The following is a 19,374-nucleotide window of genomic DNA, read 5'->3' as shown; positions in this document are numbered from 1 at the left end:
GTTGTTAGTAACTCCTTGAACGGATCCCCGTTAACCAATGCGGGTACATGGAGTTATCGACTTTGTTTTCGTTTTAATTAAGTCCCGGAACTATTGACTTGCAAACAAGATGGACATAAAGAGGCTGTTGAATATCGTTATTTGTAGTGTTATCCTCTCAAACCATTGAAAGAGACCCAAAAAGTTTGATAAACACTAAAAAACAAAAAAGGTACCAAGAGGTACTGGAGAGAGGCATAATTTTGAAGCTCCCCAGGTATTAGGAGGTAGCTCAGCCAAACCAATAAGTGGTATCTAGCTTATGGTTACCCGCTGAAATGATGTTTCTACTTGTCGCTAACAAACATATGTTTCCATCTGGTGCAACTCGGACGCCTGCACCCCAACGGAAATGTGTTCCATCGACTCCACTTATTCCGCCTTCATTTTGGAAATGTCTAGATTTGATGTTATTTGTTTCTGCCTTAATATTGCCCGTGCTATCTATGTAAAGTTTAGTTAGATATCCCCAATCAGCATATGTAGTTCCTGAACCGCGACTGTGAAGCGCAATCATATAAACGCTACCATCCACATCTGCCACAAGTCCAATTCCCTGACAATCAAGTTTTTCAACATCGACAACAGATCCATAAGTACCTTTATTCAAAGAAAAGGAACCTATGTTAGAAAAACGCAGAACCGCATTTGATGGTAATGGGGGCAATGGGGTGTGTGGTTTGGCAGGGGTAAATTTCTCAAACATCCGTTTTGTCAATGCCTCAGAATATGCTTGTCTTACCTTGGATATCTCTTCATCAGAAAGTATGTTTGAAACATATGCGTAATATTTATCCTGATCACCGATGATTAATAAATAAGAATCCTTACCGCCATACTTAAAATCCACTATACCAAGGCAACCTGCCTTATGATTAAAAGAGTGGGATTCCAAAACATCCGAATCTATTTTTGTCACATCGTATACATTAACGATCGATTTATTATCTTTTTCAAAAGGAACAAATAAAAACTTCCCGACACATTGACAACCACCCGGGTGCTTCCAAGTGGGCTTAATTTCCACATGACCAATCTTTTCCTTCGTATTCTTTGCATTTGTATTATACGCTACTTGTATTCGCCCAGTTTCTCTAAGGGCACCCATACTATGGGTAAACACATAATACATTTTATTATCGCCGTCTTGATATTGCGCATAACCTTGAACATGGTGAACACCGATATTTGGATAATAGTTTAAATGGGTAAATTTTTCATGAAAGCCTCTTTCAGATATATTGTTAAAATGCGCCGGCACACCCTTTACTTTCACCGATTTTGCTGATTGTTGTGTCATTTTTTACACCTTTTCAATAATTTTAAATAAAAAGGAATTTTTCCACCTAAACTCAGATACAGATTTAATGATTTCTAACAACATAACTCAATTCCCAACTATTTTTTCATCTTTACCATTTATGCAATATTTTGCTACAATTAATCACCACTGTTTTTAGAAAAATTTAAGCTAAGCGAGGGGTTTACGAAACAACTCTTAGAAACAGGTATACACTCTTACAGTCATACAATCAGAAATACGCCAAATCAGGTAAAAAATCCGCCTGCATCTTATAGACCCACGTCATAATCCTCCAAGACAACCCATAAACGATCAAACAGGGCTCACCACACAACACCAGCCAAACCCCACAAAAGGGCAAAATATATAGGCAATAGTCAAAAAACTAAACACATGCAGTAAAACAACTCATAGCGTTTATAAGACGTTAAACTAACTATTGGATGATACGGTGCATTAGAATGCGTGAAGAGCTTCCGTTTCCAGATAAAGTTTTGCAGACCCTCCACAACCTCTGTGCTACCGCCGCGGATTTAGCCAGACGTGGCGAAGAAGTGGCTCGGTTGTTGCAGAAGGATTCCTTCGAAATTGAAAGTATTTTGGATCACTATAAATCGGAGGGGTTTGCGGAGAGTTTCACAGATAGCGAAGGTAAGAAACGCTACTATCTCAACGGTCGAGGAATAATCAAGGTCTGTTCGTTGTTTACATAGTATAGTGGAAACATGCGGGCCATCATTTTTTCTTGGGAATATCCTCCACGGGTTGTAGGCCAGCTCTCTGAATACGTTAAAGCTCTAACAACCCAGTTGGCGACCAACAAAGTGGATGTGGATATTGTCACCTACGATGACAGCGCAACTGGTTTGACCCAAGAGCCCAGTGGGGTAAAAACCATGCGTGTCAGTAACCCTGTGAAAACCCACATCGGAGTCTTAACGTGGGTGCTTACTCTAAATCAAGAAGTTGAACGGGCCGCAACCAACATCTATTATGACGCCGACAAAAAAATTGATTTAATCGATGTTTATGATTGGCACTTTATCCCTGCAGCAGTTACGCTCAAAAACGGGTTGGATATACCCTTTATCTACTCAGTAGAGAGTTTAGAGGACCATCGCTCTCCAACGGCGCAGTCCTCCTATAATATGGCGATTAAGAGCATCGAGTGGCTGGGTTTCTATGAGGCGGCTAGGGTGAATGTGAAGTCTCAGTGGATGAAAGAGGAAGTTATGCGTATATACAAGGTGCCTTCAGAGAAGATAGCGATTGTTTCAGCCGATCCAGACACTTGGATAGGAGATATCTTGGAGCTATACAGCTCAGCTGTTGTGGAGGCTACTAAGTAGATGGATAAGTTATCTGTTTTGATGCTTAGCTGGGAGTATCCGCCTCGAGTTATCGGCGGGATATCGCCTCATATCTATTTTCTCTCCAAATACTTAGCCAAACAAGACATCAAAGCCTACGTGGTTACCTGTGATTTTCCAGGTGCTCCAGCCCATGAAGTTATTGATGACGTAGAGGTGTATCGAGTGGACTCCTACAAAAGTCCTTCACCAGATTTTGCCTCGTGGGTTTATCTGATGAATATGAACATGCAAAAAGAAACCGCTACGCTCATAAAAAAAATCGGTGGCAAAATTGATGTTATTCACGCACATGACTGGCTGGTTGCTAACGCCGGTATTGGATTGAAGCATATCTTTCGTAAACCCCTCTTAGTAACGATGCATTCAACCGAGATGGGTAGACGCGACGGACTGCATGCCACTGGAGAGAAGATGATTCATGAAACTGAAGCGTGGCTTACCTATGAAGCCTGGAAAGTTATCTGTTGCAGCGACTATATGATAAATCACGTCAAATACGTGTTTGGTTTACCAAACGACAAATTGGTGATGGTTCCAAACGGCGTTAACAGCCACGGTTATATCGCAGACAAAGACTGCCAAACTTTTCGCAGTAAATTTGCTTTGCCTGAGGAGAAAATTGTGCTCTTTGTTGGGAGACTGGTCTATGAGAAAGGTATTCATATTCTCATAAATGCGGTACCCAAAATACTTAGCAAAGTTAACGCGAAATTCATCATCGTAGGAAGCGGCTATATGAAAGAACAACTCCTAAACATTGTGCGCAGTATGGGTTTGGAGCACAAAGTACTCTTTGAGGGTTTCCTCGATAACGATAACTTGGCGAAACTACAGAAATGTGCTGATGTCGCGGTTGTGCCTTCACTGTTTGAACCCTTTGGCATTGTGGCATTGGAGGCTATGGCCGCAGGAAGCCCTGTTGTCGTCTCAGACACGGGCGGATTGGCAGAAATTGTTGAACATGACCTCACCGGCGTCAAAGTTTACCCCAACAATCCTGACTCGCTGGCATGGGGTATAACCAAAGTCCTTCTAAACACAACCTATGCCCAGTCGCTTCGCAACAATGCATACCGCCAAATAAAGGAGAAATATGATTGGGAAAAAATTGCTCAAGATACTAAACGTATCTACGAAGAAGTCTTGGGCGAGTATTCAAAAAGTTTCTGGGCCTAACCAAGAAGGAAACATCAAGCGCAGAGTGGTTCCCGCTAAATAGGGGGTGTAGTAGGCACCGTCAGTACCATACAGAGTGTTTTATTTGCCTATGATTTTCATACCCTCAGCTAAAACCCAGGGTGCGATTATGGAGCCCATTTGTCGTTCATTAGCGCCGATTATGGTGATGTTTTTTAGGAGTTCAAAGATGTTGCCGGCTAGCATGATGGCGTTGCAGGGATGGGTTATTTCGCCGTTTTTGATTTTCCAGCAGGGGTTGGCTACTACGCTAAATTCGCCGCTGACAGGGTTGCTACTGTGTGCACCTTGGAGGTAGGATATGATAAAGCCCTCTTCGGTTTCGCTTAGTAGTTGTTGGGGTGTTTTGTTTCCGGGGAGGATGTGGAAGTTTGAGGGGGTAATGTTTGGGGTGGAGAGGTATGCGGCTCGTGCGGCGTTGCCGGTGCTTTCTTTGTTGGTTTTTTTGGCAGAGTAGGTATCATAGAGGAAGTTTTGTAGAATGCCTTTTTCGATTATTGGAGTTTTTTGTTGGGGGACGCCTTCACCGTCAAAGACTGCTGTTCGTAGGCCTCCGGGGTATAGGCCGTCGTCGTAAATTGTGAGGTTTTCGGATGCTACTTGTGTGCCGAGTTTGTCTTTGAATGGGGATTGGTTACGCTGGACGCTGTCGGCTTTGATTGCAGACATGAGTGTATATGCAAAGAGGTCTTGGAGGGCTAAGGGGGTGAGGATGACTTTGGAGGTTTGGGTTGGGACGGGTTTTGGTTTGAGGGCTGAGAGGGCGAGTTTGGCGGCTTCTTTTCCTACCCAGGCGGGGTTGAGGTGGTGGTTTCTTGATGCGTCAAATTCGAAACAGACTGGAGTGGTAGTGTTGGCGTCTTTTGCCAGTGTTGCCAAGCTGCACTCTGTTATGGTTCCTCGGTCGAAGGCGGCTATGCCGTTAGAGTTGGCTATGGCGTTGGCGGCGTATCCGCTACCGACGCCTCCTTCGATGGGCAGTACTTGTTGGTTCACCTCAGATGCGGCGTCTAGCATAGTGACAGTTATTTTAACGAGGTCTTCGGGGCTTAGGTCAACTATTTTTTGGTCAAAGGTGCCCTGGGTTGTGTTGTAGGGTTTGTTTTGGGGGAGGCCGTGCCAGTCAGGGTCGGGTTTGCTGGCTTTAGCTGCGCTTAGTGCTTGTGCAGCGGTGGCCTCAATGGCTTGGGGGTCACCGATAATGTTTGTGTAGGCAAAGCCTATGGCTTTGTTTAGGGTGATGCGTATGCCTATGCCGCGGTCGATGATGCGGTTGGTTTTGCTTATTTGGCCCAATTCGATACCGATATTGGTTGTTTGTCCATCGTAGACGTAGGCTTCTGCCTCAGAGGCGCCTAGTTTTAGGGCTGATTTAACGGCGTTCTCTGCTAGGCTGATTAAAAAGTTTTTTTCAAGCACTGCCACCGACAATTACCTCGCTGACTCGTATATGTGGTCCGCCGTCGCAGATAAAGGCTGTTTGGCCTTTTCCACAGCGACCGGGATCTAGAGCAAAATCTTTGCCGACGCCATCGACTTTGTGGAGTGTTTCAAGGGTGTTGCCGCTTATGGATGCGGTGCGTACCGGGGTTTGGATTTCGCCGTTTTTAATTTCATATCCTTCTTGTATGCCCACCTGAAAAGTTCCATCAAGACTGGCTTGTCCGCCGCGAAAACTCTTGAAGTAGTAACCTTCTTTGATGCCTTCGAGGAGTTCGTCTAGGGTTTGGTCTTTGGGTTCCATGTAGGTGCATCGCATGCGGATAATGGGCTCTACGCGAAAGTCCTCAGCGCGTGCGTTGCCGGTGGGGTGGGTGTTGAATTTTTGGGCGGTTTCTCGATTGTGCATCAAGCCTGAGACGACACCGTCTTTTATGAGCAGGGTTTTGTGACTGGCGACGCCTTCGTCGTCATATTTGAATGCGCCAAATGCACCCTCGATGGTGCCGTCGTCGTAAAATGTAACAAGATCAGAACCGATTTTTTTGCCCATGTTGCTATCAAGTAATCCGCTTGATAGTGCAAGGTCAGCCTCTGCGAGATGGCCAAAGGCTTCGTGTACAAACACGCCAACCACATTTGGTCCAAGTACCACCGGAGCTTTGCCGCCTTTGGGGGGTTTAGCGCTTATTTGCTCAATAGCGCGCTGAGCTACTTTTTGTCCCAGCTCCTCGGAGGGCTGAGTGTCAAATAGTTCATAGCCTGAGGTGGAGCCAATTTCTTCTCGACTAAAGGTGAAGGTGCCCTCAGTTTGTGCAGAGGCGGTGATGCGGGCCCAAACATAGAGTTTGTCTTGCTCAATGTTTGTACCTTCGCTGTTGACAAAAAAGCTTGTACCCATCAAATCCATGTAATCCAATCCACAGCTCTTTATGCGCGGATCAAAGCTCAAACTGGCTTTGGTGATATCGAGGGCATTTTTTATTTTGTCCTCCATGGCGATGTCTTTGGGGTTCTTTTTGGGTTTAGCGCTCACATGATCCTCCACAATGGGTGCAGAAGCCAGTTTTATTGGGGTTTTGAGACGTTGGCTTACTAGTTTTGCCATGCGACAAGCATCAGAGATGGCTTCTTCTAGAATTGTGCTGTCTAGTGAACCCGCAGAAGCAAACCCCCATGCGCCGTTGACTAAAACGCGGATAGCCACGCCTGATTCTATGCCTTGTTTGGCGGCTTCTACGCGTTCTTCTTTGAGGGTAAACATGGTTTTGGTTAGTTGTTGTGCGCGTGCTTCGGCATAGTTTGCGCCGAATTTGGTGGCTGCTGTGGTAGTGATTTTCTGCAAAATATCCTTCAAAGTATTTGACCTATAGAGAGTAGGTTTGAGTGGGAATTAAACCATGCGGCGTTTTAATTGGTAACTTGGTTAGCAGAAATCGCTCATGCTTCGTTGTTGTACCCGTGGAGTTGCCAGAGGTTTGGCTTTGATTACTGATACTGAGACATCGAGGGTAAGTTGTCCATATACGCCATCGTATCCTGGTATGACTTTTGCTGAGCCGTTGCGTACTTTTATGATTGCTTGTGCAAAGGGAACATCCACCACGGATGCTATTTCTTCAAATGGTGCATCCATAAGCACGGTGTATTCGTCACCGAATTTTGCTATAAGGGCGTTGTAGATTTTCCAGACGGCTTGGATAGCAGGGGAGTCGGTTCCAATGACGGCGGCGATGACTTCGCTTAGGGGGAGGAGACATTTAAAACCGGGAGCGTTGGGGCGTTTGTAGTCTGAGGGGCGGTCGGAGAGTTCTTCTACGCGTTGTTCAACGCCTTTGACGAGTTTTCTGCGGCAGACCGGGCAGGTGTTGCCAAATTTTATAGCTTCGGGGGGTGAGAGACTGACTTTGCAGTTGCGGTGTCCTGTCCAGTGGTATTTGCCATAGGCGGGATCGGTTTCGATGGTGAATTTGAAGCGCTCAGGGTCATTGTCAGATATGGCAGAAATCACATGGTCATAAGTACAGCGGGGGAGGTCAAATGCGTTGGCTTCTCGGCCAATGCGCCAGGGCCAAAAGCTGTGGCAGTCACTGTTTGAGATTAGGGCGTATTTATCTAATCCGCTTAGGCGCCAGTTCATTGCTGGATCTGAGGATAAGCCTGTTTCGAGGGCGTGAATGTGTTTGGTCATGTCTTGGTAGCAGTCCTCAACTGTGTCAAATCCGCTAGAAGCACCAAAAAGGCTAAACCAAGGGGTCCAAACATGCGCGGGAAAAACCATATTATCTGCATTAACAGCCATGACTTCTTCGACTAGCTGCGGTGCAGTACAATCAAGAATGGGACGGCCATCAGAGGCTAAATCACCAAAGCGTGCAAGCCGCTCGTTAATTTGGTCAGCTGACTCGAGATTGGGGGTTAATATGACATGATGTATCTTTTTGGATGCCCCTTTGTAGTCAAAGATTGTACAAACCTCAGTTTGAAGCATAAAATACACAGGTGAATCGACATTAGCAAGTTTGAATAAGCCTGTGTCTGCTTCGGGGGCAAGGTTTTCACGGATCTCTTTTAGCCACAGTGGATGAGTAAAGTCGCCTGTACCCACCAAGTTAAGCCCCTTAATTTTTGCATACTTGGCTATTTCACCCAAACTCATCTGTTCGCTGGTCGCACGACTGTATCGACCGTGAATATGAAGATCAGCCATTACTCGAATTGCCAACATCCCCTATAACTGCTTAAAGCTTGTTTAAAGCTGGGGTTATAGGTTGATTGTGATAAATTAAGTTTGCCCGATACACCTACTACAGTCTTTTCCCAAAACCAGTTCTTAAACAACTCAGAAAATATGACCGACATCTATTCAGTTATAGCACATTACGAAGTAGGCTGATAACCTTGCGTTTGACCAAAAACAGGTCAAACAAGGGTAAAATCAGCAGATATGTCGTAATCGTCATAATCTCCCGGGGAGCGTATGTAACTAAACCCTTTGGTGATACGATAATACCCCGAACTCAGCTCTCCATAGTACCAAGTCCAATCTATTTCTATTTCTCTTGTGCTGTTGCCCTCTAAGATATAGCCTATTGAAGTCCAGCCAATATTTTCGGTAACACAGGGGAGTTGATACCACTCGCCGTTGACTTGCTTTTCAATAGTATATTCTGAACCAAACATGTATTCATCTGGAGCAATATTTTTTATTATTAGGGTAAGTTTAGTATTGGAAATAGAGTCTGCTTTTACTTCCAAAATTACAGCTTCTGAAGCAGGGATTGGACCTGGATCAGAATTAAGTTCATTGTTACGACTAATAATAGATAGACAAACCACACAACCCGCGATTGTTATAGCGAACAGAATTATAGCCGCAAACACTTTTGCGTTCATAACTATTTGGCTCCTCTAAGAATACGACTTATGTTTTTGTTTATGACATCTTCCACATTAGATCCCGCCTGTATATCTTTCACAAGTTAGCTTTAGTTCTAAGTATTAGAACATCTAATTTCACCACTAGAACGGTATGCTCTGAGCTGTTTGTTGATCGATTGGGATCTATACGACATATCAATGAAGGTTTGCAGGTAAAAAAAGGGCAGAATCGAAAGAGAGAGTTGGTTATTGTTGTGGGGATTTGGTTTGGAGCCTGAGTGTCCAGGCCGCCAAGGATTCTAAGAGTTGGCTGATGAGTTGGCGGGTTTGGGGGTTAGTTAGGTTACCTTTTTCATCTACGTTGTTTTGGGCGTCTGAGAGCATAACTTCGGGACGGTTAATCGGATACATATCAAGAAAAACAAAAATTTGCCGTAGATGATATTGGGCTCTGGCGCCGCCGAATTTTCCGATCGAGGCGCTCATGATGGCAACGGGTTTGCCCTCTAAGGGGTTGCCTTGGGGGGGTCGACTGGCCCAGTCTATGGCGTTTTTGAGTACACCAGAGAGGGAATAGTTGTATTCGGGGGTAGCAATAAGCAGGGCGTTGGCAGCGCGTAGTTTTTGCTTGAACTCTACAACTTTTAGGGGCAAATTGTCATCTAGGTCGGAGTTGTATAGGGGAATGCCCTCTAAATCATATGTTTCTATGGTCATCGTTGGGGGTGCTACTTCGACGGCGGCGCGAACTAGGGCCTTGTTGTAGGAACCCGCACGTAGACTCCCTGCAAAAGCTAGAACCTTGATTTTATCTGTCAAAAAAACACCATAAAAATTAGGTGAACTATTGATTTAAAGGTACTGATGAACCAGAATCTTGAAGGTTTACAATATTTTTTTATTGCGCTGTGGTGCACCTACAGTTATGCATGAATGGGCTTTAGCTGAATCTATACTTGTTTCTGCACAGCAAATCGCAGAACAGGAACACTTAGTGTCAGTTTCAGAAGTTACCATTCGGGTCGGGGAACTACAGCAAGTGGAACCTCCGATTCTGCGCTTTGCTCTAAAACAGATGCGCCAAGGCCTGCTATTGGGCGCTAAATTTCGGATTCTAAAAGCAAAAACTACTCTGAAATGCCGAGTCTGTGGCGCTACTTGGCTATACAGTGCCAAAAAGCTTGACAAAGCTACAGCTGAGGCTATTCATTTTGTACCGGAGGTTGCCCATAGTTATATCAAGTGCCCCAAATGCGGCAGTCCTGACTTTGAGATCGTAAACGGCCGCGGGGTGTGGCTTGAGGATATAAAAGGAGTTAAACGCAGTGATTGATCCCCGTGCGAGCATAATCGGAGAACGCCTAGCAAAAACAGGGCGAGTTGTTGCAGTTTCCAGCGGTAAAGGCGGCGTGGGTAAAAGCATGGTTGCAACAGCGCTAGCACTTGGGCTTGCTAGACAGGGGTTTAGGGTTGGATTGTTTGATGTGGATTTTACAGGTCCCTCAACACACATAATTCTGGGGGTTTCGCAAGATGTACAACCCAAAGAGGATCGGGGATTGGTTCCAGCGAAGGTAGAGGGTTTATGCTATATGTCACTGGTTTATTTTATCGGAAATAGACCAGCACCTCTGCGGGGTGTGGATGTTTCAAATGCACTTATCGAGCTACTAGCAGTCACCCAGTGGGGTAAGTTGGATTTTCTCATAGTAGATATGCCGCCCGGTATTGGGGATGCGGTGCTGGATTTGGTGCGCTTAGTTAAAAAAATTGAGTTCTTAATCATTACTACACCTTCACTTTTGGCGTTTGAGGTTGTGAAAAAGCAGGCGGCATTACTTGAGGAATTGGGGATGCCTATAATTGGGGTAGTTGAGAACATGAAACAAGACAACAACAGCCGGGTCATTGAGGAGCAAACTAAACAGTTGGGACTAAGATATCTTAGTGCGGTTGCGTTTGATCCAAACATCGAGAAAGCCATTGGCGACCCAGCAAAACTCTTAGATACCGCTCTTGGAGAACCCATAGCCAACCTAGCAAAGGTTCTCTTGGGCAACAAAATGTGATTTTGATGGTTTGTCGAGCAGTTATTTTTGATTTTATTGGTACTTTGGTTTATTGTAAGAACTACAGTATGGTTGACTCTGAGATCAAGCTTTACTCTGCGTTGGTATCGCAGGGGTTTGAGCTGGAAAAAGAACAGTTTTTGGAGGCCTACAAAGAAGCACATCAAAAGTACCGCAAAATCAGATACGAGCAGTTTAGGGAGGTAACTAATGCAGTGTGGGTTTCTGATGCACTGTGTAACTTGGGATTTAGAACAACTCCTGAGCACAGCGGGGTAAAGGAGGCGCTTAACATATTTTTCCAAGACTTCCTAAACACGGTTGAGCTCTGCGAGGGCGCTAAGCAACTGCTAACCCAGATTGCTCAGCAGTATCGAGTGGGTTTAATTAGCAACTTTACCTACGCACCTGTTATCTACAAATGTCTTCAAAAAACCGGCATACACAGCTATTTCAATGCGATTGTTATCTCTGAGGAGGTAGAGTTGCGAAAACCCAGCCCAAAAATTTTCCACGATACCCTAAATCGTCTGGGTATTCAAGCGCATGAAGCGGTGTTTATCGGAGACAGCCCCCTAGAAGATATCAAAGGGGCCAAAGAGGCAGGATTGAGAACCGTATTTAAGCCCTCGCAGTTCAACAGTATAGCTGATTTAGTCCAAAGCAATCAGACGCCCGATCAGATTGTAGAAAAACTTGCAAGTATTCCTCAAAAAATTAGCCAAATTTTTACCTGAATCTAATTTTGAGACTTAACCGCTACAGCGAACAAATCAAGAGTAAAGCAGAGCGGAGCATACTGCAGAGAAAAAACGAGAAATCAGTAATATATGAAGGCGCATATTGAAATGGATGTTTTCAGACAACAACAAAGTAATTGCATGCTTCCATAGTGTTATAATAAATTAATATCCACTGCTGTATAGTTAGTTGTGGCGGCTCAAAGTGACTGAAGCGGTTTTTACAGCAAAAGATAAAGCAAATCTTGAAACGTTAACCGAAGAGATACCCAAAATCAGAGAGATACTTGAAGGCTTTCCTAAATTAGTATCACATATGGAGAGTTTAGAGGAAACCTTGGAGATTTTAAGCGATAAAGAAGCAATGCGAAATATCCGAGCGGCACAAAAAGATGTTGAAGAAGGTCGTGTGTATAGCTGGGAAAAAGCCTTAAAAGAATTGAATATTGATGAAAAAGACCTCTAAACTGGTTCTAACCAAAAAGGTTCTCAAACAGTTAAACCGGTTAGATAAGTCGATAAAGCTCAGACTTACCCGCGAAATACAATTTCTATCGATCGATCCTATGGTGGGTAAACCATTGACTGATTGTTTAAACGGGTTACGGTCTCTACGGGTGGGTAAATATCGCGTTGTTTATCAATTTTAGAAGGTAGTGTTATAGTTCATACAATGGAACTTCGTAAAAAGTCTATGACAAATAAAGTCAGCGTTATTTTTGATGCGTTACCACCGTTTTGAGGACGCGCAGTATAATTTAGTGCCTTTGAGTATAATTGTCAGTTACTGTTTTAGTTTTAATACAGTATTTTGGACAACACAACATATTGGTAAATCATGAGGAGTATCTTGTATTGCTGTGTGAGTTGTAGTGTTAAGAGGGTTGGAGAAAAATTTGTTGATTCGGTAGGTTTTTACGTTTAGAAGCTGATTGCTTGTTGTGAACTATCTTGACTGGAAAGCTTTTGACGTTTGAGGAGGCTAAACGTGCTGTTGAGATCAGCTTTAAGCCTCAGCTACCAGATACCGAAGTGACGGTGTTGTTGGAGGCCTACAATCGGGTATTGGGTATTGATGTTGTGGCACCGCAAGATATGCCGGGTTCTAACACTGCAACGGTTCAAGGTTATGCCCTAAACGCCAAAGACACTGCAACGGCAAGTGAGGATAACCCAGTCGCATTGAAGGTCTGTGGAACCATAGCCGTTGGGGAGACATCCCAAGTTAGTCTCTTAGGTGGGGAAGCGATAGAAGTTTCTGTGGGCGCGGTTCTGCCGCAAGGTGCAGATACAGTTATAGCCGCCCAAGATGGTGAGCGGGAAGATGATACCCTGCAGGTTTATGGTGAGGTTTTCTCAGGGGAAAATATGCATCAAGCGGGTTCAGATATCCAAAAAGGTGCTGTTGTGCTTCGAAGGGGACAGGTTTTGGGTTCTGCAGAAATTGGCGTTTTGGCGGCTTTGGGGTTCATGGAGGTTACGGTGCTAAGAATGCCTATGGTTGCTGTTTTCTCAGTCGGTGCTGAGATAGGTGAGCTGGGCAAGCCGTTGCCAGCGGGAAAAGTCTTTGATGCGGCGGCCTACAGTGTGTATACGGCCATTATGGAATGTGGAGCCAAACCGGTTTGCTTAGGTGTGGTTGCAGAGGATAAATTAGCAATTACACAGATGCTTAAAACAGCAACCGCTGTGGCAGATATGGTTGTGGTTTGTTCAAGTGTGGATATTACAGAGATTGCAGATACAGTAGATAAACCCGGAATTGTTGTTAACGGCGTTGCGATAAAGCCAGGCAGACAAACCGCAGTTAGTTTCATCGGCGAAAAACCTGTTTTCATACTACCCAGCAATCCGTCTGCAGCGTTGTTAGTGTTTCAGTTGTTTGCGCGGTCGTTGGTGCAACGTTTAGGCGGCAGACCCGTTGCGGGCTTAAAAACCGTGATGGCATATGCGGGTTCAAAGATGTTTAGTGCGAAAGGCAGTCGTAGTTATGGGTTAGTTGAACTCAAGTTTGATGAAAACTGTCGGTTAATCGCAGATCCACTTCAAACCACAGGTGCTGTATCGGCTCTAGTAAATGCAGAAGGGTTTGTAGAGATCCCAGAAAACGAACAACACATAGAGGCAGATCAAGAAGTTGCGGTTAGACTATTTCGCGGTTCAGCAGGCAAAAGTTAAGTCTTTTTCTTAATCAGTAGCAACGCAGTCACTATCCAAGTAGACACTGGATATAGTAGCATGCTTAGGGCAACAAGTGTGTTGCTAAATCCCACAAAATAGAGTGTATATAGCGAAAACACTGTAATTGTAACTAGCAAGATAAACCCTAACCAAGGTGCCCAAGCACGTTTGAATAGAAGACTATAGGCAGTTATGAGACTAAATATACCCAGAAAACCTACATGTGGCGGGAAGCGGGTAAGCGGCAAGGAAATAAACAAAAGTACCCCTGTAGAGACATAGAAAACCAGGGCTACCAACTGGTTACGGCTAAGACTCCTAAGTTTGGCCGCTATGGACAGGACATATTCGCCTCAGCCATATGCAGTAGAAATAATTAATAATTTTTGCGGCTGGTTAAGCTGTACTTTGACCTACTTAAGTCAAGAGCTTGAGCATAAAACTAAAATTAAGTGCCTATCAAAAATATTTAATGCGCTGGATTGTATATCTTTGAGTTAATAAAAGCGTGAAATCTCCGGTAATGGGATATGTGTTTGAACCAAAAATCAGAGTTGGCGGTGTTCACGATTGGGTATTCCACGCGATCACTAGAAGAATTCACAGAGTTACTCCAAATCTATGGCATCACATTATTGGCAGATATTCGTGCGGTTCCTCAAAGCCGCTATAATCCGCAATTTAACAAAGAAGCGCTTCCAGATAGTCTCAAACGTAGTGGCATAAAGTATCTTCATATCCCCGAGCTTGGGGGTCTGCGCCATCCTAAACCCAACAGTAGTAACCTTGCATTGGAGGGTCAACTCCGCGGTTATGCCGACTACATGCAGACCAAAGAATTCACTGATCAACTCCTAAAAATATTGGCGCTGGCACGAGAGAACCGTTTGTCATTGATGTGCACAGAGGCTTTGCCCTATAATTGTCACCGGATACTGGTCAGTGATGTATTAACAGCGCGGCATGTGCAGGTGTTACATATCATAAGCAAAGAAAACACCGTTACGCATAAAATTAACGAGCTTGCGCAGGTGGAGGGCATAAGAGTGACATATATGCTCTATACTAAGGAGTCCCCTCAGAGGACCCTAAGTGATTTTGGAACCACATAAAATAGGCTCAGAGTTGATAGTGGGTAATTTTATAAGAAATCAAAGATAGGAATAGTTGATGGGGCTGAGCATGCAAACAAACCACAAACAAACAAATACGCCTCAACTAAACCTTGTTACAGCCCATGGAAAACAGAATCGATCAATCAGATTCTTTGTTAGTTTTCCGGGCTTTTTTGGGTTTAGCGGTTTTTTAGGCTTCGCCGCTTTTGGATACCATAATCCGTGGTTTCTATTTTTATTTTGCCTGTTTTTGCTCTTCAAAGAATTTAGACACTGGAACCCAAAACTCAAATATCTAGGCGCTTTAGGAATAATAGGATTAATAGTGGGCCCGCTTGGAGCAACAGGCATAATTGTTGTGTAATAAAACAGGCATGACAACTACCAGTGATTATTAATTTTTGAAAGCATATTGGAAATGGCGTAACACTACACTATCAGGATAAACAGGGTTGCGTAGGTTGAGGTTGTGTTTGTTGCCACTTGGACTTAAAACAAAACAGGCAATATACTGATGGATAACTTTAAGGAGATATTATGTACGTCTTCTGTTAAACTTATTTGACAATTTACCAGTACATATGAGATTATTAATTTTAAGGGGACATGGTTTAAGAATGTACGAGAAACGGAAATATTTTCGGAAAAAGATATGGAACTATTGATATAGCAATCTTATTATATTGCAAATGAATAATAATTTAAGACTTTGGAAAGAAAGCGGTTGACCTAATGGCGAAAGTAAAGGTAATGAGGACACAAAAGAGAGTAATTTGTTTATTTTTTAGCAATCAAGTCCCCGTGCTAAAACATAAACATATACCGTGAGGGAAGTGGAGATTATGGGCACTATAAAATGGGTGCAGTTGGCAGATGTTCATTTTGGGTCTCCGGATTCACATAGTGTAAAAACTATGCGAGCTTGTTTTCTTGATTGTTGTCGCAAATTACAGGGGATCGATTATCTCTTTATCACCGGTGATTTGCGCTTTGGGAAAAATTATCCTGAAAAATATCCAGATGGTACCGTTAAATTTTTGCAAGATGTACAACAAGCTCTAGGAATTTCTCCTGACGACACTTTTATGGTTCCTGGAAATCATGATGTTCTAAGTGGTGATGGACTAAAAGGAACTATCAACGCAATTATGGCGCAATATTCTGGAAATAACACAATTTCGAAGAAACACTTGCAAGAATTGGAGATTGGAAGACAAGAATATCTGAAAGTATATAAACAAATTTGTGGCAAAAAAGAAATAAAGCACCATTTTTATATCAGCAAAAACGATGTAAATGTCATACATATCAATACAGCCATATTGTGTGGCGGAGATAGAAGAGATGGGAGTTTAGTTATTGGCATGCATACATTGGCGCAGTCTTTGGAAGGCATTGATAAGCATAAACCTGCGATTGTTATTGCTCATCACCCTTTCGATTGCCTAGAAGACCATGAGCAAGGACAACTTGAAATGTTGTTAAAAAGGAACAATGCGATCCTCTATCTTTGCGGTCATAAACATTTTATGCGTTGTAAAAATATCAAAGTAAATAGAACAGATGTCGATTTGTGGGAATATGTTTGTGGGTCAAACATGGATAATCCACCCAATACAGAGCCTGCAGTAAAAGGCTTTTTTATAGGAGAACTTGATACAGACATAAAAAGTGGTTATGTAGAGGGTTTTAAGTGGAGCAAAACATGTGAAGCGTGGCTTCCAAACGGTGAATTTTCTTTTCCTCAAGATTGTGCTATCGATGGCAGATATTATTTTCCAAAACGTCCGACATGTAGCGAAAATTTTGTTAAGGCAGCTTATAATAAATATGTAGAATATCTTGGCTATGAGTGTAAAATTAGGTTGGATGGTCTTCCTCCTGTGGATAATGAATCAGGGAGCAAAGCATTTGAACTGGAAAAATTGTTTGTTCCCATGCGCTTTTCTAAACCATGTCCGCTACATCAGGATAACTTGAAACTAAAATCTTCATATAAATCTCATGTTGAAAAAATGTTATGGGATGATCGTTTTGAGCAGTTTCGCTGGAGCTGGGATGAAATCGATAAGCCGATTATCCCCGCCAAAGGGCGTGTTCGATTTGTGATTTTTTCCGGACCCGGTGGCGGTAAAACTACCTTGATGAAAAGGTTGGCGTCGTTTTATGGACTTGGAAACTGCGAGAGCATCGGTGACAATCTTCCTGACCGACCCTTTTTACCCATATGGATCAAATGTAGGCAATTCAGGGAAAACACAGATTTATCCATAAGTGAAATTATTCGCGAAATTCCGGAGCGGGCTGGGTTTGCAGCTGAATTGAACTTAAAAAATGCATTTTACGAATTGGTGAGCGAACACATCCAAAATGGGACCGCTTTGCTATTGGTTGATGGTTTGGATGAAATCGGAAACGACTCAAGTCGCAAGACTTTTATAGATAACTTGAACGTCTTTGCAGCGATGAATAAAAATGTCAACATTATAATGTCATCGCGTATAGTAGGTTATGGGTTAATTGTCCGTCGTTTATCCAATGATTTTTACCCCTATAAAATTCAACCATTTAATTCAGTCGATATTGCGCGCCTATGTACCGGTTGGTATAAAATCGTATTTGGGGATGTGGAAGAGACGGATGAAGCTGCACAAAAACTTGTCTGCACTATTTTGGAAAACGAGAAAATATATAATTTAGCGCAAACTCCGGTGTTATTGATGACTTTGTTATTGGTACATCTGTGGATTGGAGCACTACCTACAAAGAGAGTAGAGTTGTATGGAAGTACCATAGATGTTCTGCTACGTACATGGAATGTGGAAGGATTCCCGCCACTTAATCATATGGAGGCATTGCCACAACTATCTTATTTGGCATACAATATGATGTTTGTTGGCAAAATGCGGCAAACCATCGGAAGAGCAGAATTAGAGCAAATTTTGTTGTGTTCTCGTAAAAACTTACCGCATTTTTTTTCTCCTAACTCTGAAACAGTTTATCAGTTTATCGAAAGAGTTGAAGAGCGTAGTGCCATATTGACAAAACGAGGATTATGTGCAGTTGATGGTCACAGCGGCAGGCTTGAGGCAGAATACGAGTTTTCTCATCTTACCTTTCAAGAATATTTGGCCGCCTATGCTATAGTAACGAAAGCTTATCCTAACGCTACTAGAACTGATGATGTTGTAGACAAACATCTTAAAGGCTTATTTGATGTTGAGGGCCTGAGAGAAACTATCCTTTTGACAGCAGTTCTAGCGAATAGGTGGGAAGCCGAAGATATCGCAAAAGCACTACTTGATTTGTTAACAAGTATCCGTGAGCAACGTCACCATAATAGAGAGGTTAGAATTTCCTATGTAGTCAATTTGCTTATGCAAATAATTGCTGATGAAGCGCCATTAACGCCTGATCTGCGCAAGTCTATTTACAGAGCGTGTTTTGATGACCCTTTGTACAAAAGTTCGGTGGATGGTATTGAGGTTGTTTATGGTTCCAAGTATGGTCAAGAATTACAGAATTCATTACCGCTCAGCGATAAGGAAAGGTCAATTAAAATATATGCACCTTTGCTTAAGTTGATTGAACTACGTAAACAAAAAGAGTTTTCTGTTTTTGACTATTTTATAGAGAATATAGATTCAAATAATATTTTGGATGCGTTGCAAGTGCTTGAAATGGCTGTTTGGCTTGGTGGGGATTGGCAAGGGACAGTTTCCGATCCTGAACAAATTTATGAGTTAAAAAAGAGGTTAGCTTCTTTATGCGCTAACGAGGATAAGCAAATAGTGATGCATGCTTTCGATGCGTTGGATGCGTTTAGTGATGAATATGCAGACGAGGATATTTTGACAGAGAAATTGCTACAAGATCTTTTGAGCTTATTTGATGTGCGACTTAGTAATATGCGCATTGCCGGCAGGTTTCCTGTTAGACGAGACAATATTCCTCACCTCCAAGGAATAAAGCTTACTACGCTACAAAAAGAACAACTTGAAGTGCATATGCGTAATGTGAACGATTGCTTTGAAATGTTCAGTTTTTTCTGGTTTGGGGTTATTTTTGGTGCATGGAGTGTGGAACATGTAGTACAAAGGGCCAAGGCTTTTCTGGATTCGGATTGGTTCAGCGAAGTTGTCGCAGAAAGATTGAGAAAAAATATGTGGAAATATTTGTCGATTTTACAAGAATTAGATGCTGTACCGGCAGAAAGCAACGCTTTGGTTAACACGTATTTGGGTGAACTAGAACAATATGAGAAACAGAGGGAAAAAGAGGAAGAGAGAATAAACTTTGATTAGTGGAAAGATGCTATGCCGAGTTTTGTTACTGCTCAGCAGGTATAGGCGTTTGGGTTCTGTGCAATTAATTTTTTCGCTGTTGCTATCTTGATTTCTAAGGAATCAAAATATTGGCATAAATAGAACATTGGTTCATTGTGGCTTATGTACAAACAACATGCAAAACTAACGCTAGAAAGTGCTTAACTAAAGGAAGAAAAAAAGCATACTATCATAAAACAAAAAACTCAAC

The 19,374-nt window shown here is 42.9% G+C and carries 18 protein-coding genes; 11 read left to right on the top strand and 7 right to left on the bottom strand.

Features of this window, described 5'->3' with window-relative positions; all coding sequences use genetic code 11:
• Positions 1–271 precede the first annotated feature (271 nt).
• Entirely contained in the window at positions 272–1,339 is a 1,068-nt protein-coding gene (locus FWF39_RS02430; protein ID WP_343381844.1) for a hypothetical protein, read from the bottom strand.
• A 464-nt stretch (positions 1,340–1,803) separates the two neighbouring features.
• Between FWF39_RS02430 and FWF39_RS02425 the strand changes: the two genes are divergently transcribed.
• From FWF39_RS02425 to FWF39_RS02415, 3 genes are read left to right on the top strand one after another with little or no spacing between them, the layout of a single operon-like run.
• Complete coding sequence (locus FWF39_RS02425; RefSeq protein ID WP_343381843.1) at positions 1,804–2,055, top strand: hypothetical protein; 252 nt, start codon at positions 1,804–1,806, stop codon at positions 2,053–2,055.
• A gap of 12 nt (positions 2,056–2,067) precedes the next feature.
• Positions 2,068–2,691, top strand: a complete 624-nt coding sequence (locus FWF39_RS02420; protein WP_343381842.1) for a glycosyltransferase — start codon at positions 2,068–2,070, stop codon at positions 2,689–2,691.
• A complete protein-coding gene (locus FWF39_RS02415) occupies positions 2,692–3,891 on the top strand; it encodes a glycosyltransferase family 4 protein (protein ID WP_343381841.1) in 1,200 nt (399 codons plus the stop codon). It abuts the gene before it with no gap.
• Between the two features lie 81 nt (positions 3,892–3,972).
• Here FWF39_RS02415 and FWF39_RS02410 read toward each other — a convergent pair whose 3' ends face one another.
• The 5 genes from FWF39_RS02410 to FWF39_RS02390 form a co-directional block, all read right to left on the bottom strand.
• Complete coding sequence (locus tag FWF39_RS02410) at positions 3,973–5,337, bottom strand: TldD/PmbA family protein (RefSeq protein WP_343381840.1); 1,365 nt, start codon at positions 5,335–5,337, stop codon at positions 3,973–3,975.
• Complete coding sequence (locus tag FWF39_RS02405) at positions 5,324–6,697, bottom strand: TldD/PmbA family protein (protein WP_343381839.1); 1,374 nt, start codon at positions 6,695–6,697, stop codon at positions 5,324–5,326. The genes FWF39_RS02410 and FWF39_RS02405 overlap by 14 nt, the downstream gene beginning before the upstream one ends.
• A gap of 81 nt (positions 6,698–6,778) precedes the next feature.
• Positions 6,779–8,062, bottom strand: coding sequence for an endonuclease Q family protein (locus tag FWF39_RS02400; RefSeq protein ID WP_343381838.1), 1,284 nt, complete (start codon positions 8,060–8,062; stop codon positions 6,779–6,781).
• A 212-nt stretch (positions 8,063–8,274) separates the two neighbouring features.
• On the bottom strand, positions 8,275–8,748 hold the full coding sequence (locus FWF39_RS02395; protein ID WP_343381837.1) for an immunoglobulin-like domain-containing protein: 474 nt from the start codon (positions 8,746–8,748) through the stop codon (positions 8,275–8,277).
• A gap of 231 nt (positions 8,749–8,979) precedes the next feature.
• A complete protein-coding gene (locus FWF39_RS02390; protein WP_343381836.1) occupies positions 8,980–9,552 on the bottom strand; it encodes an NAD(P)H-dependent oxidoreductase in 573 nt (190 codons plus the stop codon).
• A 106-nt stretch (positions 9,553–9,658) separates the two neighbouring features.
• On the opposite strand from FWF39_RS02390, the gene hypA reads away from it, so the two are divergent.
• From hypA to glp, 5 genes are all read left to right on the top strand, one after another.
• Entirely contained in the window at positions 9,659–10,066 is a 408-nt protein-coding gene (gene hypA / locus FWF39_RS02385; RefSeq protein ID WP_343381835.1) for a hydrogenase nickel incorporation protein HypA, read from the top strand.
• Positions 10,059–10,802, top strand: coding sequence for a P-loop NTPase (locus FWF39_RS02380; RefSeq protein WP_343381834.1), 744 nt, complete (start codon positions 10,059–10,061; stop codon positions 10,800–10,802). The genes hypA and FWF39_RS02380 overlap by 8 nt, the downstream gene beginning before the upstream one ends.
• 5 nt (positions 10,803–10,807) lie before the next feature.
• Positions 10,808–11,539 carry an HAD family hydrolase gene (locus FWF39_RS02375; protein ID WP_343381867.1) on the top strand — a complete coding sequence of 244 codons (732 nt, stop codon included), beginning with the start codon at positions 10,808–10,810 and terminating at the stop codon, positions 11,537–11,539.
• A 208-nt stretch (positions 11,540–11,747) separates the two neighbouring features.
• The gene (locus FWF39_RS02370; protein ID WP_343381833.1) at positions 11,748–12,008 is read left to right on the top strand and encodes a type II toxin-antitoxin system Phd/YefM family antitoxin; all 261 of its coding nucleotides are present in this window, start codon (positions 11,748–11,750) and stop codon (positions 12,006–12,008) included.
• A gap of 485 nt (positions 12,009–12,493) precedes the next feature.
• Positions 12,494–13,720, top strand: coding sequence for a gephyrin-like molybdotransferase Glp (gene glp, locus FWF39_RS02365; protein ID WP_343381832.1), 1,227 nt, complete (start codon positions 12,494–12,496; stop codon positions 13,718–13,720).
• On the opposite strand, the gene FWF39_RS02360 is transcribed toward glp, so the two are convergent.
• Positions 13,717–13,983, bottom strand: coding sequence for a hypothetical protein (locus FWF39_RS02360; protein WP_343381831.1), 267 nt, complete (start codon positions 13,981–13,983; stop codon positions 13,717–13,719). The genes glp and FWF39_RS02360 overlap by 4 nt on opposite strands.
• A 276-nt stretch (positions 13,984–14,259) precedes the next feature.
• Between FWF39_RS02360 and FWF39_RS02355 the strand changes: the two genes are divergently transcribed.
• The 3 genes from FWF39_RS02355 (at position 14,260) to FWF39_RS02345 (ending at position 19,142) form a co-directional block, all read left to right on the top strand.
• Positions 14,260–14,835: a DUF488 domain-containing protein gene (locus FWF39_RS02355; RefSeq protein WP_343381830.1), complete on the top strand. Its 576-nt coding sequence runs from the start codon at positions 14,260–14,262 to the stop codon at positions 14,833–14,835.
• A 58-nt stretch (positions 14,836–14,893) separates the two neighbouring features.
• Complete coding sequence (locus FWF39_RS02350; protein ID WP_343381829.1) at positions 14,894–15,202, top strand: hypothetical protein; 309 nt, start codon at positions 14,894–14,896, stop codon at positions 15,200–15,202.
• A gap of 478 nt (positions 15,203–15,680) precedes the next feature.
• On the top strand, positions 15,681–19,142 hold the full coding sequence (locus FWF39_RS02345; RefSeq protein WP_343381828.1) for a metallophosphoesterase: 3,462 nt from the start codon (positions 15,681–15,683) through the stop codon (positions 19,140–19,142).
• Positions 19,143–19,374: the final 232 nt, after the last annotated feature.

It is taken from the genome of Candidatus Bathycorpusculum sp. (assembly GCF_009778815.1).
GTDB classification, from domain to species: domain Archaea; phylum Thermoproteota; class Bathyarchaeia; order Bathyarchaeales; family Bathycorpusculaceae; genus Bathycorpusculum; species Bathycorpusculum hydrogenotrophicum.
This window is presented reverse-complemented; position numbering and strand designations above follow the sequence as displayed.